Genomic DNA, 15,738 nt, shown 5'->3' with positions numbered 1-15,738 from the left:
AAAGCGACGCCTATGTTCTCCCGCTTTTTCATCGAGCGGCCGGTGCTGTCCAACACGCTGGCGCTGGTCATCGTCTTCGTGGGCGTGCTTTCGCTGCTCACCTTGCCCATCTCGCAATATCCCGACGTGGTGCCGCCGACGGTCCAGGTCACCGCAACCTATCCCGGCGCCAGCGCCCGCACGGTGATGGATACGGTGGCCCTGCCCATCGAGAAGGAGGTGAACGGGGTGGAAGGCATGATCTACATGCAGTCCACCAGCAGCAGCGACGGCAGCTATACGCTGGTCGTCACCTTCGAGATCGGCACCAACCCGGACACCGCGCAGATCCTGGTGCAGAACCGCGTCTCGCTGGCCGAGGCGCAGTTGCCGTCGGCGGTGTCCACCCAGGGGCTGAGCGTCAAGAAGAAGTCCACCTCCATCCTGCAATTCGTGAACCTGTATTCGCAGGACGGGCGGTTCGATAATCTCTTCCTCTCCAACTATGCCACCATAAGCCTCAAGGACGAATTGGCCCGCCTGCCGGGGGTGGGGGACGTGACAGTGCTGGGCGCGGGCGACTATGCCATGCGCATCTGGCTGAATCCGGAGCGGATGCAGGCCTATGGGCTGGTGCCGGAGGATGTGATCACCGCCATCTCGCAGCAGAGCACGCAGGTCACCGCCGGCCTCGTGGGCGCGCCCCCTTCGCCCCCCACGGCCAATTTCCAGTACGTCCTCAATGTCACCGGCCGCTTCAGCGCGGTGTCGGACTTCGAGAACATCGTGGTGAAGGCGCTGGATGGCGGCGGCGGGCGCATCGTGCGGGTGCGCGATGTCGCCCGGGTGGAACTGGGCGCGGCCTCCTACGGCACCACGGCGACGCTGGACGGCAAGCCCTCCGCCGCCATCGCCATTTCCCAGCTGTCCGGGGCCAATGCGCTCACCGTGGCACAAGGCGTGGACGCGCGCATGGCGGAGCTCGCCAAAAGCTTCCCGCAGGGACTGGACTACAAGGTCTCCTTCGACAGCACCAAGTTCGTCGTCGCCTCCATCGACGAGGTGTATGAGACGCTGGCCATCGCCGCCGTGCTGGTGCTGGCGGTCATCCTGCTGTTCCTGCAGGACTGGCGGGCCATGCTGGTGCCGGCCACCACGGTACCGGTCACCATCATCGGCGCCTTCGCCGCGATGGCCGCGATGGGCTACACGGTCAACACCACCAGCCTGTTCGCCCTGGTTCTCGCCATCGGCATCGTGGTGGACGACGCCATCGTCATCGTGGAGGGCGTGGCCAGCCACATGGAGCGGGGCCTGTCCAGCCGGGACGCGGCGGTGAAGGCGATGTCGCAGCTCACCGGCCCCATCATCGGCATCACGCTGGTGCTGATGGCGGTGTTCCTGCCCGCCGCCATGCTGGGCGGGCTTACCGGCAAGATGTACCAGCAGTTCGCGCTGGTGATCGCGGCGACGGCGCTGATCTCCGCCGTGAACGCGGTGACGCTGAAGCCCACCCAATGCGCCCTCTGGCTGCGGCCCGCCACGCCGCCCGAGCGGCGCAACCGCGTCTATCGCGCGTTCAACGCCGGCTATGCCCGGTGCGAGCGGGCCTATGTCGCGCTGGTGGGGCGGCTGGTGGCCCACGCCCGGCTCACCACGCTCGCTGGCCTGGGGCTCATCGGCGTCGCCTTCTGGGGGCTCTCGCAGGTGCCCTCCAGCTTCCTGCCGGCCGAGGACCAGGGCTACTTCATCGTGAATGTCCGCCTGCCGGATTCCGCCTCCGCCCAGCGCACCGCGAAGGTGGTGGACGACGCGGTCGCACGCGTGCGGGCGGTGGACGGGGTGGACACCGTCATCGGCGTGGCCGGCATCTCCCCGGTGGACAACAACGCGACCCTCTACAACGCCGGCATGCTCTATGTGGTGCTCAAGGACTGGGATGCGCGCCAGACCGAGGCCCTCAGCCTGGCGCGCATCAGCACCCGCGCGCAGGCGGCGCTCAATGAGATGGATACGGCGGTGGCGCAGGTGATGCTGCCGCCCCCGATTCAGGGCATCGGCAATGCGTCCGGCTTCACCATGATGACGCAGATGCGCGACGGCTCATCGGATTTCACCGCCCTTCAGGAGGCGGCGGACCTGCTGGCGGAGACCGCCGGCACCCAGAGCAGCCTGTCCCATGTGGTTTCCACCTTCCAGGGCGCAGTGAAGCAGTTGCGCCTGGACGTGGACCGGGTGAAGGCAGAGCGGCTGGGAGTCACCGTCAATGCCGTGTTCCAGGCGCTGGAGGCCTATGTCGGCTCGTCTTATGTCAACCAGTTCAACACGTTCAACACGGTGTTCCAGGTCTATGTGCAGGCCGATGCCGCCTATCGGCTGGAGCCGGCGGACATCCTGAAGCTGAAGGTGAAGGGCAAGGACGGCACGATGGTGCCGCTCGGCACGCTGGCGCGGATCGTCGACGAGGTCGGGCCGCCGCTCATCACGCTCTATAATCTGTATCCGGCCGCCAGCATCATGGGCGCCGCCGCCGCGGGCTACAGCTCCGGCGAGGCCCTGGACCTGATGGAGCAGGTGGCGCGACGCACCCTGCCGCCCACCATGGGCACGGCGTGGACAGACATGTCCTATCAGGAGCGGGCCGTCGGCAATCAGCTCTATTATGTGTTCGGCGTCGCGCTGCTGCTGGTCTATTTCGTGCTGGCGGGCCAGTATGAAAGCTGGGTGCAGCCGCTGGGGGTCATCCTCTCGGTGCCGCTGACGCTGCTGGGCACGGTGATCGCGCTCAAGGCGCTGGACATGCCGAACGATCTCTACACCCAGATCGGCATCGTGCTGCTCATCGCGCTGGCGGCGAAGAACGCCATCCTCATCGTGGAATATGCGCGGGAGCTCAACCACGACGGCCTGGATGCGGGAGCGGCCGCGGTGGAGGCGGCGCGGCTGCGCTTCCGGCCCATCCTCATGACCTCCTTCGCCTTCATCCTCGGCATGCTGCCGCTGGCGGTGGCGTCCGGCGCCGGCGCCGGGGCGCGGGTGTCGCTCGGCGTGGCGGTGGTCAGCGGCATGCTGGCCTCCACCGGGCTTGCGGTGCTGTTCGTGCCCGCCTTCTTCGCCACGCTGGAAGGACTGCGCCCCGGGACGCGCCGCCGCGCCGGGCACGGCGAGACCGCGGTTGAAGGGCCCGCGGGCTGAATGATACCAAAGGCCCATGAGCCAGGCTCATGGGCCTTTGGTCAAGCCCGCGCGGCGCTTGAGCGGACCCGCTTGGCACCGGTCGAAGACCGGGATCGATGGTATGAGCGGCGCGGTCGTGCCGTGGCGCCTGCAATCGTCGGTCAGGGTGGCGCCGCCGCCCGTCTTCGACGGCAGGGGCACCGTGCTGTCGTGGTGGTTGCCGCCGGCCGGGACAACGGCGAGAAGCGGGGCCTGTTGGTGGACGATGTGGCGCCTGTTGCCCAGCCTGCCGCGATCGGTCGGGTTCGCGCCCGTCGCGGACGCGCCATCTGGGCCGCGCCACGGACCCGGGGCGTCTCCATCATGGCGAAGAGCACATTCGGTGCCCGAAGGCTCGCGGGCCGGTGCGGGAGAGGCGCCCCGCGCATCGGCGGCGGCTCGCCGTTGCCGCGCCGCCATGACACGGGCCGTACGGCAGTGGCGGATCGCGATCCGGTCGTCCGTGTCTCAATGGCAGCGGTAATGGCGCCGGCATGGCCCTGTTGTCGAGCCTCACGCCGGCGCCGTCGCTATCGCAGGTCCGGTTACCGCCGGATGACGCGTCGCGAGAGCATGAACATGGCGAGGGCGGCGCAGGCCACACCCGGCATGACGCCCAGCAGCACGCCGGCGGCACCCCCGCCCATGGCCAGCACCTTGCCGGCCACCAGCGGTCCGCTCATGGCCCCGAGGCGCCCGACCGCCACCGCCGCGCCCACGCCGGTCGCACGCACCTCCGTGCGATAGCACGAGGGGGCGAAGGCATAGAGAACCCCCTGGCCGCCCACGGCGAAGAAGCCAGCGACCATCGCCGCCAGAACCATAACGATGAAGTTATCCGCGAGACCGAGGCCGGTGAGCGCGGCCAGGATGCCGCCATAGACCAGCGCGGTGATGGCCCAGGGGCGCAGGCGGTCCGACACCCACCCCAGCAACACTGTTCCGGTGGTCGAGCCGATGTGCATCCAGAAGACCGTCCAGCTTGCCTCCCATTTGGAGAAGCCGAGGTCGCGCAGCAGCAACGGCAGCCACTGGATGAGAATATACACGACCATCAGCGTGAAGAAGTAGCTGATCCAGAGCATCAGCGTGGGCAGGGCCGCGCCCTGGCGGAACAGGCCATCGATGACTCCGGGGCGGGCACCCGTCTCCGCGCTGGCGGTCACGCCGCCGGACTCCTTCAGGAACATGATGAGCAGCGGCACGATCAGCAGCGGAACGATGCCGCCGATCCAGAAGACCATCTTCCAGCTGCCGTCGGCGCCGGTGTAGCCGGCGATGCCGATCAGGGCCGCGAAAATGGCACCGGCCGGGACGCCTGCATACATGATCGCCACGGCGCGGTTGCGGAAGTCCGGCGCCACCGCTTCGGCGCTGATGGCGATGAGGCTCGGCAGGGCCCCGCCCAGGCCGATGCCGGTCAGCAGGCGGAAGGTTGCCAACGACCAGTAATCCCAGGCCATGGCGGTCAGCAGAGAGCACACGCCGAACAAGGTCACGGCGCCGGTCAGCACCCATTTGCGGCCGATGCGATCGGAGAGCCAGCCGCCGATGGCCGCGCCCGGCAGCAGTCCCAGGATGCCGACGCTGAAGATTTCTCCCATGGCCTGCTTGTTGAGCGCCAGCGCCTCACCCATGCCCAGCGCGGCAATTCCCGGCGCCTGAAGGTCCAGGCCTTCCATCATGGCAACCAGGAAGCACAGTGTAATCGTGACGACGCCGGCGGGATTGCGCTCCGATGCAATCCCGCCCGAAAGCGCCGTGGATTCTGGAAAACTCCCCATGGTGAACCTCCCTCATCTGACTTGTTTTGATCTGTTTCTTGGCGTTGATTTTTATTGAGAAACGGGCGCGAGACGGCGGGCGAGGCCGGGGATTTCCGATCGGAAACCCTCCGGCAGGCGCGCCCGGCGTGTTCCGCCCGGCCCTACTCTGCGGCGTTGCGCGCGTTGAGGATGTCGAGGGCGACGTCGAGGATCATGTCTTCCTGTCCGCCGACCATGCGGCGGCGTCCGAGCTCGACCAGGATCTCGCGGGTGTCGACGCCGTAGAGGCCGGAGGCGGTCTCGGCGTGGCGCAGGAAGCTGGAGTAGACGCCGGCATAGCCCAGCGCCAGGCTCTCCCGGTCCACCCGCACCGGGCGGTCCTGCAGCGGGCGCACCAGGTCGTCGGCGGCGTCCATGAGGGCGTAGAGGTCGCAGCCGGTGGCGATGCCCTTGCGGTTGAGCACCGCGATCAGCGCTTCCAGCGGCGCGTTGCCGGCGCCCGCGCCCATGCCGGCCAGCGAGGCATCCACCCGCACCGCGCCCGCGGCGATGCCGGCCACCGCATTGGCCACCCCGAGGGTGAGGTTGTGGTGGGTGTGCACGCCGATCTCGGTCTGCGGCGCCAGCGCGTCGCGCATGGCCCGCACGCGGACGAAATAGTCCTCCGGCAGGAGCGCGCCGGCCGAATCCGTCACGTAGACGCATTCGGCGCCGTAGCTCTCCATCAGCTTGCCCTGCTCCACCAGCTGCGCCGGCTCCAGCATGTGGGCCATCATCAGGAAGCCGACGGTGTCCATGCCCAGGGCGCGGGCGGCCTCGATGTGCTGGCGCGAGACGTCGGCCTCGCTGCAATGGGTGGCGATGCGCACCGAGCGGGCGCCGGCGGCATGCGCCGCCTTCAGGTCGTGCACGGTGCCGATGCCCGGCAGCAGCAGCACGGTGGGCACCGCGTGGGTGCACACCTGCGCCACCGCGGCGATCCATTCGGCATCGTCATGGGCGCCGAAGCCGTAGTTGAAGGTGGAGCCGGTGAGGCCGTCGCCATGGGTGATCTCGATGGCGTCCACCTTGGCCGCGTCGAGCGCCCGGGCGATGGCGCGGGCGGTGTCGAGGGCGTACTGGTGGCGCACGGCGTGCATGCCGTCGCGCAGGGTCACGTCCTGGATGTAGATCTTGTCCGGGTTGGGGCGGGCCATCACGCGGCCTCCTTCGCGAGCATCTTGGCGGCCCAGTGGTCGGCGGTGACCAGGGCGGCCGAGGTCATGATGTCGAGATTGCCGGCATAGGCGGGCAGGTAGTGCGCGGCGCCCTCCACCTCCAGCAGGATGGTGGTCTTGAGGCCGCTGGAATAGCCGATGCCGGGAATGCGCACGGGCGCGTTGTTGCCGATCTCCTCGAACTGCACCTTCTGCTTCAGCCGGTATCCGGGCACGTATTTCTGGACCGTGGCGGCCATCTCCTCGATGGAGGCGGCGATGGCGTCGCGGTCGCCGCCCTGGCTGAGGGTGAAGACGGTGTCGCGCATGATCGGCGGCGGCTCGGCGGGATTGAGGATGATGACGGCCTTGCCGCGCTCGGCACCGCCCAGCACCTCGATGGCCTTGGAGGTGGTCTCGGTGAATTCGTCGATGTTGGCGCGGGTGCCGGGGCCGGCCGAGCGCGAGGAGATGGAGGCGACGATCTCGCCATAGATCAGGCGCCGGGTGGCGCGCTTGACCGCATACACCATGGGGATGGTCGCCTGGCCGCCGCAGGTGACCATGTTGACGTTGGGCTGATCGATGTTGGCGTCGCCATTGATGGCGGGGATGGTGAAGGGGCCGAGCGCGGCCGGGGTGAGGTCGATGACCTTCTTGCCGTCCTGCTGCAGCAGCGCGTTGTTGCGGATGTGGGCGCCGGCGGAGGTGGCGTCGAACACCACGCCGATGTCGCCGTAGCCGGGCATCGCCCGCAGCCCCTCGATCCCCTCATGGGTCACCGGCACGCCGAGCCGCGCCGCCCGCGCCAGCCCGTCCGACTTCGGATCGATGCCCACCATCGCCCCCATCTCAAGATGGCGCGACGTGCGCATGATCTTGATCATCAGGTCCGTCCCGATATTCCCCGAACCAATGATCGCTGATTTGATCTTTGCCATATGTTCCCTCTCCCTGGAGTGCGCCTTCGAGCGCAGCCGCGCGATGATGCCGTTTCGTCGGTCCCCCGGTCCGCGAGGCCGGAGCGGCCCCGGTCCGCGTGGCGTCGCGGCTCGCGCCGGCTCAGCGCCGGCCCTCGGCCAGCTTGCGAAGGTCGGCCTTGGGGTCCGCGAGGCCGTCGCGGTCGGTGATCTTGAAGCCGTTGGCGATCATGGCGCGCGCCGGACGCATCTCGCGCCCGTTGTTCACGGTGATCGCCCCCACCACCACGGCGTCCCTGAGGCCGAGCAGGGTGCATTTCAGGGCCGCCGGATCGCCGCGCGGCAGCCATTCGTCGGCCTCATGGGTCCCGGCCACCTGGAAATTGTGGCCATACTGGTCGGTCCAATACCACGGCACCTCGAAGCCACAGGGCTCGCCCGTCACCATGGCGCGTCCGACCCCGGTTCCCTGATTTTGCGCATTGTCCCAGGTCTCGAAGCGCAGATGCGCGCCGCGCGCGGGATTCCACTGCCGCGCGACATCGCCGGCGGCGAAGATGTCCGGATGGCTGGTGCGGCCATATTCATCGACCAGGATGCCGTCCTCGACCTTCAGGCCGGCGGTTATGGCGAGGTCGGCATTCAGTTCCACCCCGATGCCGTAGACCACCACATCGCCGGTGAAGACGCGGCCGTCGGCGGCCTTCAAGGTGACCTCGCCGGTCGGCCCCTGCGCGGCGTCCGTCAGTTCGGCGCCGAGCTCGAAGACGACACCGTGCGTCAGGTGCAGCGCGCGCAGCATGTCCACCATGGGGGCCGGCGTGCCGCGCGCCATGAGGCGGCCGCCACGCTCGATGACGGTGACCCGGGCCCCCATGGTCGCCGCGCTGGCGGCCACCTCCAGTCCGATGATGCCGCCGCCCACCACCAACAGGTGCCGGCCGGGCCAGATATGGCCGCGCAGCGCGGTGGCGTCGTCGATGGTGCGCAGGGTGTGCGCCGCCGGCCCCAGCGCGTCGAGCAGCGGATAGGCGCGGGCCCGCGCCCCGGTGGCGAGCAGGAGCTTGTCGAAGTGAACGGCGTCACCGGAGACGAGCTCCAGGCGGCGCTCCTCCGGATCGAGATGACACGCGGCCTCGCCGAAGCGGCACTCCACCGCCTTCTCCGCATAGAAGCTCTCGGGGTGAAGGACGAGGCGCGCGCTTTCCGGCTTCACGAGCACCTCCTTGGACAGGGGCGGGCGCTCGTAGGGCAGATGGGGCTCGGCTCCCACCAGGATGATGCGTCCGGTGAAGCCCGCCGCGCGCATGGCGGTCACCGCCGCCGCGCCGGCCTGGCCGCCGCCCACCACCACGTGAACCGGCCCGGCATCGCGGGGGCCGGCGTTTGCTGGCGCGTTCATGATGCGCCCCCCTCAGGCCGCGAGGGTTTCGGCGCTCACCATGCCCATGCCGGCGATCCATTCGTCGATGGGATGGTAATAGCGGGTCTCGGCGCGATAGGCCCCGGCGGCCTTCAGGCAGGCGAAGGCGGCGATCCAGGCGCGGATCTCATGGCCGCCACGGCCACCCCGGCGTCCGATCTCCTCGTCGCTCATGGTGCGGAAGCGTTCGAGATCACCGCTCACGAAGGTGTCCAGAAGACCGCGATCCCAATCGGCGTCGAGCGGCTGGGAGGAGCCCTTGCCCTCGGCCAGCAGCCGGCCGTTGCTCAAGACCCGCTCCTGCCGCGCCTGCCGCGCCTGCGGCGTGGGGTTGCGCCCGGCGATGAGGAACTCCTCCACCTCCGGCGGCACGGAGCCGAACTGCGGGGTGGGCGGATCATGGGACAGGCCGCCCGAGCCGACCACCAGGATGCGCTCTGGCCGCTGGGCGAGGAAGCGTCCCACTGCCTCCCCCAGCTTCAGCACCCGCCGACAGGGCGGGAGCGGCTTCGCCGCGCCGTTGATGAAGATGGGGATGACGGGATAGCGCCCCACATTCCCGGCGAGCAGTTCCAGCGGCTGGGTGAAGCCGTGGTCCGCCTGCATGCGGTAGGAATAGGCGATGTCCACATCCTCGGCCTGGACAGCCTTCACGAGGTCGAGCGCCAGGGCCTCCGGCACGTCGAGGGGACCCTCGCCGATGTCCCAGTCGCCGGCGCAGCGGGCGCGCAGGCCGAGGCAGAAGGGCGGCATCAGGTCGTAGAAGAAGCCGTTGAAATGATCGGGCGCGAACACCACGACCAGCTCGGGGTCATAGGCCTCCACTTCCTTCGCCAGCGTGGCGAACATGCCGCGCGCGGCGGCCTCCACCGCCGGCTCGGGGTGGATGAAATCCATCATCGGGCTGTGCGAGACACAGATGAGCTTGATGCACATGGCGAACGTCCTCCCCAGGCCGCGTTCGGCGCGGGCCTTGTCATTGCTTGGTCAGAGATCGAGGCCCCCCGCCACGTGGCGGATGCCGCGGATGCCAAGGCCGCAATCGGCATTGATGAGCACCCCGGAGAGGGTGCGGTTGTTGGCCCGCGAGGCGAGCAGAACGTAGGGGCCGGTGAAGTCCTTCGGCTCCGGGAAGAACTGGAGCGGCAGGATGGCGCGGATCGCATCGGGACTGCGCGAATCCATGATCCGCATGTCCTGCTGGCCAAGCGCCTCGGGGCCGCGCAGGTCGCTCGCCATGCCGCTCGGCCCCACCGCGTTCACCCGCACCTTCGGCGCCAGCTCATAGGCGAGCTGGCGCACCAGCCCCACCGCCGCATGCTTGGAGGCGGTGTAGAGCGGGCCGCCGCCGCCGGGATAGAAGGCGGAGTTGGACAGGGTGAAGATCATGCTGCCCTCGGACCGCACCAGCTCCCCCGCCGCCGCCTTCGCGCCCAGCAGATAGCCCTTCACATTGATGGCGAAGAGCTCGTCGTAGGCTTCCGCCAGACGTTCCGGCGCGATGTCCACCAGACGCGCGCCGTGGTCCCACACCGCGGCGTTGCCGATGAAGCAGTCCAGGCGCCCGAACCGGGCGACGGTCTGCTGGACCGCCTGTTGATTGTCCGCCATGCTGCGGACGTCGCCGGCGACCGCCACCACCGCGGCGGGGAAATCCGCCTGGAGCTGGGCCACCTTCTCGGCGGAGCGCTCCAGCACGCCGATGCGGGCGCCTTCCGCCACGAAGCGCTCCACCAAAGCGCGGCCGAGACCGGACCCGCCGCCGGTGATGAGGATGACCTCTCCTTCGAGCGCGCCCATCACGCGGCCGCCCCGGGCAGGCGCACATAGATTTCGCCGTCCTCCACCTCCACCGCGAAGGTCGCGAGGTCGACGGTGGCGGGCTGGGTGAGGGCCTTGCCCGTCTTCAGGCAGAAGCGGGCGGTGTGCACGGGGCATTCCACCGTGCAGTCATCCTCCAGGTACCCTTCGGACATGGAAGCGTTGCCGTGGCTGCACAGATCGGCCAGGGCATAGAATTCCCCGGCGAGATTGAAGACGGCGATGGCGGGCGACGTGTCCACCCGGCGTGCCTCGCCGGGGGACAGGTCCGCTGCGGAGCAGACGTGAACTTTTTCCATGGATCACAACAGGATGCTGATGTTGGCCGAGGTCAGGGTGAATTCGTCGAGCTCCAGCGCGCGGCCGAACAGCTGCCATCCGCCGGCCGTGTCCGCGCGCCGCAGCCGGTCGCGGCGGGTGCCGATGAAGGTGTGGTGATCCCGGGCCTTGGCGGCGCGATGGACCATGTAGTTGCAGGAGAGCTCGATCGCGTCGCCGGCCACCGACAGGATGCGCACGTTGCTGACGAAGTGGCGGGTGCGGGAGGCCGGCTCCTCCGACCACGCGATGCCGGTCTCCAGGCGCGCGATGCGCCGCTCCAGCTGGTACTTGTCCTCGTGGAAGATGTAGGTGGTGGGGGGACGCAGGCCACGCCGCCGATCGCGGGCCTGGGCCAGGGTGTTGGTGTCGAGGGTGTAGGCGATGTCCTCGGCGATGAGGTCGAGCCACTCGCGGAAGCGCCGCTCGTCGAGCAGGGCGGCCTCGAGGTAGAGGAACTGCTCCACCTCGTGCTGCAGCTCGGGCGAGACCTGCGCCGCGGGCGCGGTCAGGACGGGGGCGGAGACGACGGCCTCAAGCATTGACAGCCTCCTTCAGGCCGGAGGTGTTCAGGCGCTCGATCTCGTCCCAGCTTTCGGCGGTCATCATGTCCACCCAGCGCTGGTAGAAGCCGCGGGCGGCGGTTTCGGCAAAGGTGTGGTTGGTGAGGCCGGGGATGCCGTCGGTGCGGCGCTCCTCGAAGCCGAGGCCCATCTGCACGCACATGTCGGTCTGCTTGGCCACGTGGCCGCGCAGCACCTTCTGCACCTCCACCCAGTTCTCGGAATCGTCCTGCTCCAGGAAGCCGGCCGGGCCGAAGGCGCGGGCGTGGCTCTGCTTGAGCGCTTCCTTCACCTCGTCGGGCGCCGCCTTGTCGGCGATGCAGAACGCCCACACCTCGATCTGGTTCGGCCCCCGCGGATGCCAGATGCGCAGCGTCTGGGTGCCGTTCAGCCAGGAGAGGGTCGGGAACATGGTGTTGTGGCCGGCGAGGCGCAGCGCCCGCACCCGGCCGAGCCGCTGCTCGGTTTCCGCGAACGTCTCGCGGAAATAGGTCGAAACGGCGCCGCCCACCCACACGTTGGCGTCGGGCTTCTCGGTGAAGAAGAACGCGCTGCCGTGGCCGTTGCCGGCAAACTGCACGCCACCGAGGCCATTGGCCCAGGCGGGCTTGGCGGTCTGCCCCTCACCGAGCGGGGCGCCGTCCGGCTTGTTGGTGGGCACCGGCTGGAGCACCTGCACGGCGGAGCCGTGGGTGAAGGGAGCGTGATACTGGTCCGAGCAAAACTGCTCGGCGGCAAATTTCCAATTGCACTCGATGACCCATTTGTGGATTCCACCCACCACCTCGGTGCCGCCTTCGCGGCGATCAAGGAATCCGTCGAGATACCAGGCCATGTCGCCGAGATACTGTTCGAGCTCCGGCGCGTTCACGTCCCAATTGCCGAAGATCAGCCCCTTGTAGGTGACCACGCGCGGAACCTTGCGCAGCCCCCACTTGGACTTGTCGAGCTTGTTGCGATAGGCCTCCTCCTCCAGCGGCACGGAGGCCAGCGCGCCGTCGATGCCGAACGACCAGCCGTGATAGGGGCAGGTGAGGGCACGGGTGTTGCCCTCCTCGGCGTGGCACAGCTTCATGCCCCGGTGGCGGCACTGGTTGAGATAGGCGGCGACCGAGCCATCCTTCTGGCGCACCACGAGCACCGGATCTTCACCCATGTAGGTATTGAAGAAGTCACCGGCATTCGGAATCATGCAATCGTGGGCGAGGAACAGCCAGGAGCGGGCGAACACACGCTCAAGCTCCAGTTCGTAGATCGCCTGGTCAGTATAGATCGCCGGCTTGATCGTGCCTGTCTCGGCATCGACCAGAGCTCGGACGTTGAGCCTGTCATCCATATCTGCACCTCCCTGCGTGCCGCCCGGTTCATTTTGAAGGACCAAGCGTGCGAGCCGGGAAACACTAGACGCGCGAAGAGGGGCACATGAAATATTTTGTTCCTTGCCGTTTAAGACGTAATGCGTCTAATTAAAATATGGAACTGAGACACCTGCGCTATTTCGTGGCGGTCGCGGAGGAGCTGAACTTCACCCGCGCCGCCGCGCGCCTGAACACCGCCCAGCCCTCCTTCAGCCAGCAGATCCGCGATTTGGAGACGGAGATCGGCACGCCGCTGCTCCTGCGCACCAAGCGCCATGTGGAGCTGACGCCCGCGGGACGGGTGTTCCTCGACGAGGCGCGGCTGGTTCTGGCCCAGGCCCAGCGGGCGCTGGCCCTGGCGCGCCACGCCGCGCGGCTGGACGAACGGCGGCTCACCATCGGCTTCCTGCCCTCGGCGGAAGTGAAGATCTTCCCCACCATGCTCACCGTCATGCGGGCGCGCTTTCCCGATCTCAACCTGGTGTTCCGAAGCCTCACCACGGCGGAGCAGCTCGATGCGCTCTCCCGCCGGGCCATCGACGTGGGCTTTCTGCGGTTGCCGGTGGGCGATCCCGCCCTGGCCTTCGAGATCGCGCTGACCGAGCGGCTGATGGCCGTGATGCCGGCCGACCATCCCCTGGCCCAGGAGGCGGAGGTGGACATCGCCGAGCTGGCGACCTTCCCGTTCCTGCGCATCGCCCCAGGCCACGCCGGCGGCCTGCACGGCATCGTGGAGGGCTACCTGCGCGAGCGGAAGGTGGAGGTGATCACGGCCCAGGACGTGGACAATGTGATGACCATGATGACGCTGGTGGGCCTCGGCGCCGGCTTCGCCCTGCTGCCGGACTATGTGGCCCATCTCTTGTTCCGCAATGTGGCGACCCGGCCGCTCAAGGGGGATGCGCCCTGGGTGGACCTTGCCATGGCGTGGCACCGCGAAAACCACGCGCCCGAGCTCGCGACCTTTCGCGCATTGGTGAGCGAGGCCCTCGGACGGGCTCCTTTGTAAGACGTTTTTCGTATGGTTGCGGTCGGGATTATGTATTGGCCGCCCGCCGGGCGTTTTCCCATCTTCCCGCAGGTTCAAAGACCAAACGGAGGAATACGCCATGTCTCAGGCGACAGCAGCCCACGCGCCGGCCCCGTCCGCCACCCAGCCGGAGCTGCGCTCCCTATGGTCGGCCATCGCCGGCGGCGAGGTGCGCCTGCATTATCTCGACGCCAATGGCGTGCGCACCCGGGTGCTGGAGGCCGGCACCTCGGGCCCGGTGCTGATCTTCCTGCACGGTGTCTCCGGGCATCTTGAGGCTTATCACCGCAATGTCCTGCCCCATGCGGAGCATTTCCGCGTGTTCGCCATCGACATGCTGGGCCATGGCTTCACCGACAAGCCGGACCGCAATTACGAAATCATCGACTACGTGGAGCATCTGCGCGACGTCATCGACGCGATCGGGGTCGAGAAGGCGCACATCTCAGGCGAATCCCTCGGCGGCTGGGTGGCGGCGCGCTTCGCGGCCCTGTATCCGCAGCGGGTGGACCGGCTGGTCCTGAACACCGCGGGCGGCATGATCGCCGACCCCCGGGTGATGGAGCGCCTGAAGACGCTGAGCCTTGCCGCGGTCCGCTCGCCGGACCGGGAAGCGACCCGCAAGCGGCTTGAATTCCTGATGCTGGACCCCACCATCGTCACCGAGGATCTGGTGGAGGCGCGGTTCGCCTGCTTCCAGCGGCCCGGCATGGTTGAGGCCATGGAGCGCATCATGTGCCTTCAGGACATGGACGTGCGCCAGCGCAACATGCTCCGGCCGGAGGAACTCGGGCGCATCGCCGCCGAAACGCTGGTGCTGTGGACCACCCATGATCCCACCGCCTCGGTGGAGGTGGGCCGGCGCATGTCCGAACAGGTGAAGGGCAGCCGCTTCGTGGTCATGGAAAATTGCGGGCACTGGCCGCAATACGAGGACCCGGACACCTTCAACCGCATCCACCTCGACTTCCTCCTGGGCCGCTGAGCGTCGCCATGACCAATCCCGATACGTCCGCCGCCGGCGACAAGGGCCTCATCGCCACCATCGCCGAACGCCTGCGGCAGGCAAGCGAAAGCCGTCAGCCCTGCGATCCCATCGCCCCGCTGTTGCCGGCGGGCGATCTTGAGGCCGCCTATCAGGTCCAGGAGGTCGGCACGCTGCGGGCGCTGGCGGATGGCCGCGCGCTGGTGGGCCGCAAGATCGGCCTCACCTCCACGGCGGTGCAGAAGCAGCTCGGCGTCGACCAGCCGGACTACGGCATGCTGTTCGACGACATGGCCATCCCCGACGGCTGGGAGATCGCCGCCGACCGGCTGATCCAGCCCAAGGTGGAGGCGGAGGTTGCGTTCGTGCTCGGCCGCGACCTGTCCGGCGAGCGGCTGACGCTGGCCGACGTCATCGCGGCGGTGGACTATGCCGTTCCGGCCATTGAGGTGGTGGATTCGCGCATCGCCGGCTGGAAGATCGGCATTTTGGACACCATCGCCGACAATGCGTCATCCGGCCTCTACGTGCTCGGCAACACGCCGCGCCGTCTGGAGGGGCTGGACCTGCGCCTCGCCGGCATGGCCATGGAGTGCCATGGCGATCTGGTCTCCACCGGGGTGGGCGCGGCTTGCCTTGGCCATCCGCTGAACGCGGTGTGGTGGCTGGCGCGGACCATGGCGCGTGCCGGCCGCCCGCTCAAGGCCGGCGACACCGTGCTGTCCGGCGCGCTGGGGCCCATGGTGCCGGTCAAGGCCGGCGGATGCTATGAGGCTTATGTGGCCGGGCTCGGCTCGGTGCGCGCGCGCTTCGCCCCCTGAAGCCTCCTCCGCTCCCGGCCCCTGTGCGCCGCCGGGCCCGGCGGCCTGAAGCCCGCCTGGAACGCGGGGTGTCGGGGCGTGTTGCGGGCGGGACCCGCATGTGTTCTCGATGCCGACGCGAATGCCGCTCCCGCGCCATCCATGGCATCCACCTGGTGCGGCGGGACAGGAGAGGCCCCGTCGGGCGATGTGATCGAGTGCCCATCGGCCACGGCTCCGCGCGCCGCCCCCAAGGTGCCTGCGCGGACCGTGAGCGGAGTTCAGGACGCGATGATCGAACCTTGAAGGCGATGGTGGCAGCGGTGCTGCATCAGGCCCGCCCGCGCGTCGATCCCGACAGGG

General features: G+C 68.5%; 13 protein-coding genes. 4 read left to right on the top strand and 9 right to left on the bottom strand.

Features of this window, described 5'->3' with window-relative positions; all coding sequences use genetic code 11:
- Window positions 1–12 precede the first annotated feature (12 nt).
- Entirely contained in the window at window positions 13–3,174 is a 3,162-nt protein-coding gene (locus V5F53_RS02080; protein WP_393996817.1) for an efflux RND transporter permease subunit, read from the top strand.
- 566 nt (window positions 3,175–3,740) lie between these two features.
- Here V5F53_RS02080 and mhpT read toward each other — a convergent pair.
- The 9 genes from mhpT to hcaE all read right to left on the bottom strand — a co-directional run bounded on the left by mhpT (window position 3,741) and on the right by hcaE (window position 12,538).
- Window positions 3,741–4,979, bottom strand: coding sequence for a 3-(3-hydroxy-phenyl)propionate transporter MhpT (gene mhpT, locus V5F53_RS02075; RefSeq protein ID WP_393996816.1), 1,239 nt, complete (start codon window positions 4,977–4,979; stop codon window positions 3,741–3,743).
- Between the two features lie 143 nt (window positions 4,980–5,122).
- The gene (gene dmpG, locus V5F53_RS02070; RefSeq protein ID WP_393998847.1) at window positions 5,123–6,157 is read right to left on the bottom strand and encodes a 4-hydroxy-2-oxovalerate aldolase; all 1,035 of its coding nucleotides are present in this window, start codon (window positions 6,155–6,157) and stop codon (window positions 5,123–5,125) included.
- Window positions 6,157–7,098, bottom strand: coding sequence for an acetaldehyde dehydrogenase (acetylating) (locus V5F53_RS02065; protein ID WP_509212829.1), 942 nt, complete (start codon window positions 7,096–7,098; stop codon window positions 6,157–6,159). Before V5F53_RS02065 ends, dmpG begins: the two co-directional genes overlap by 1 nt.
- A gap of 121 nt (window positions 7,099–7,219) precedes the next feature.
- A complete protein-coding gene (hcaD, locus tag V5F53_RS02060) occupies window positions 7,220–8,479 on the bottom strand; it encodes a 3-phenylpropionate/cinnamic acid dioxygenase ferredoxin--NAD(+) reductase subunit (RefSeq protein WP_393998806.1) in 1,260 nt (419 codons plus the stop codon).
- 12 nt (window positions 8,480–8,491) lie between these two features.
- Window positions 8,492–9,436: a 3-carboxyethylcatechol 2,3-dioxygenase gene (locus tag V5F53_RS02055; protein WP_393998805.1), complete on the bottom strand. Its 945-nt coding sequence runs from the start codon at window positions 9,434–9,436 to the stop codon at window positions 8,492–8,494.
- A 51-nt stretch (window positions 9,437–9,487) separates the two neighbouring features.
- A complete protein-coding gene (hcaB, locus tag V5F53_RS02050; RefSeq protein WP_393998804.1) occupies window positions 9,488–10,300 on the bottom strand; it encodes a 3-phenylpropionate-dihydrodiol/cinnamic acid-dihydrodiol dehydrogenase in 813 nt (270 codons plus the stop codon).
- A complete protein-coding gene (gene hcaC / locus V5F53_RS02045) occupies window positions 10,300–10,620 on the bottom strand; it encodes a 3-phenylpropionate/cinnamic acid dioxygenase ferredoxin subunit (RefSeq protein ID WP_393998803.1) in 321 nt (106 codons plus the stop codon). The genes hcaB and hcaC overlap by 1 nt, the downstream gene beginning before the upstream one ends.
- 3 nt (window positions 10,621–10,623) lie before the next feature.
- Entirely contained in the window at window positions 10,624–11,181 is a 558-nt protein-coding gene (gene hcaF, locus V5F53_RS02040) for a 3-phenylpropionate/cinnamic acid dioxygenase subunit beta (protein ID WP_393998802.1), read from the bottom strand.
- Window positions 11,174–12,538, bottom strand: coding sequence for a 3-phenylpropionate/cinnamic acid dioxygenase subunit alpha (gene hcaE, locus V5F53_RS02035; RefSeq protein ID WP_393998801.1), 1,365 nt, complete (start codon window positions 12,536–12,538; stop codon window positions 11,174–11,176). Before hcaE ends, hcaF begins: the two co-directional genes overlap by 8 nt.
- A 137-nt stretch (window positions 12,539–12,675) precedes the next feature.
- Between hcaE and V5F53_RS02030 the strand changes: the two genes are divergently transcribed.
- From V5F53_RS02030 to V5F53_RS02020, 3 genes are all read left to right on the top strand, one after another.
- A complete protein-coding gene (locus V5F53_RS02030; RefSeq protein WP_393998800.1) occupies window positions 12,676–13,569 on the top strand; it encodes a LysR substrate-binding domain-containing protein in 894 nt (297 codons plus the stop codon).
- A 100-nt stretch (window positions 13,570–13,669) separates the two neighbouring features.
- Window positions 13,670–14,575, top strand: coding sequence for an alpha/beta fold hydrolase (locus V5F53_RS02025; protein WP_393998799.1), 906 nt, complete (start codon window positions 13,670–13,672; stop codon window positions 14,573–14,575).
- Window positions 14,576–14,583: 8 nt separating this feature from the next.
- Entirely contained in the window at window positions 14,584–15,396 is an 813-nt protein-coding gene (locus V5F53_RS02020; protein WP_393998798.1) for a 2-keto-4-pentenoate hydratase, read from the top strand.
- Window positions 15,397–15,738 lie beyond the last annotated feature (342 nt).

Origin of the sequence: Xanthobacter cornucopiae, from assembly GCF_043195065.2 — a bacterium.
Classification (GTDB): Bacteria; Pseudomonadota; Alphaproteobacteria; order Rhizobiales; family Xanthobacteraceae; genus Xanthobacter.
This window is presented reverse-complemented; position numbering and strand designations above follow the sequence as displayed.

What these genes read in the sequence shown, in the direction of transcription:
- V5F53_RS02080 (WP_393996817.1), top strand. Translation starts at nt 13, where the DNA reads ATGTTCTCCCGCTTTTTCATCGAGCGGCCGGTGCTGTCCAACACGCTG.
- hcaB (WP_393998804.1), bottom strand. Translation starts at nt 10,300, where the DNA reads ATGGGCGCGCTCGAAGGAGAGGTCATCCTCATCACCGGCGGCGGGTCC.
- hcaC (WP_393998803.1), bottom strand. Translation starts at nt 10,620, where the DNA reads ATGGAAAAAGTTCACGTCTGCTCCGCAGCGGACCTGTCCCCCGGCGAG.
- hcaE (WP_393998801.1), bottom strand. Translation starts at nt 12,538, where the DNA reads ATGGATGACAGGCTCAACGTCCGAGCTCTGGTCGATGCCGAGACAGGC.
- V5F53_RS02025 (WP_393998799.1), top strand. Translation starts at nt 13,670, where the DNA reads ATGTCTCAGGCGACAGCAGCCCACGCGCCGGCCCCGTCCGCCACCCAG.
- V5F53_RS02020 (WP_393998798.1), top strand. Translation starts at nt 14,584, where the DNA reads ATGACCAATCCCGATACGTCCGCCGCCGGCGACAAGGGCCTCATCGCC.
- hcaF (WP_393998802.1), bottom strand. Translation starts at nt 11,181, where the DNA reads ATGCTTGAGGCCGTCGTCTCCGCCCCCGTCCTGACCGCGCCCGCGGCG.
- V5F53_RS02065 (WP_509212829.1), bottom strand. Translation starts at nt 7,098, where the DNA reads ATGGCAAAGATCAAATCAGCGATCATTGGTTCGGGGAATATCGGGACG.
- V5F53_RS02030 (WP_393998800.1), top strand. Translation starts at nt 12,676, where the DNA reads ATGGAACTGAGACACCTGCGCTATTTCGTGGCGGTCGCGGAGGAGCTG.
- dmpG (WP_393998847.1), bottom strand. Translation starts at nt 6,157, where the DNA reads ATGGCCCGCCCCAACCCGGACAAGATCTACATCCAGGACGTGACCCTG.
- V5F53_RS02055 (WP_393998805.1), bottom strand. Translation starts at nt 9,436, where the DNA reads ATGTGCATCAAGCTCATCTGTGTCTCGCACAGCCCGATGATGGATTTC.
- mhpT (WP_393996816.1), bottom strand. Translation starts at nt 4,979, where the DNA reads ATGGGGAGTTTTCCAGAATCCACGGCGCTTTCGGGCGGGATTGCATCG.
- hcaD (WP_393998806.1), bottom strand. Translation starts at nt 8,479, where the DNA reads ATGAACGCGCCAGCAAACGCCGGCCCCCGCGATGCCGGGCCGGTTCAC.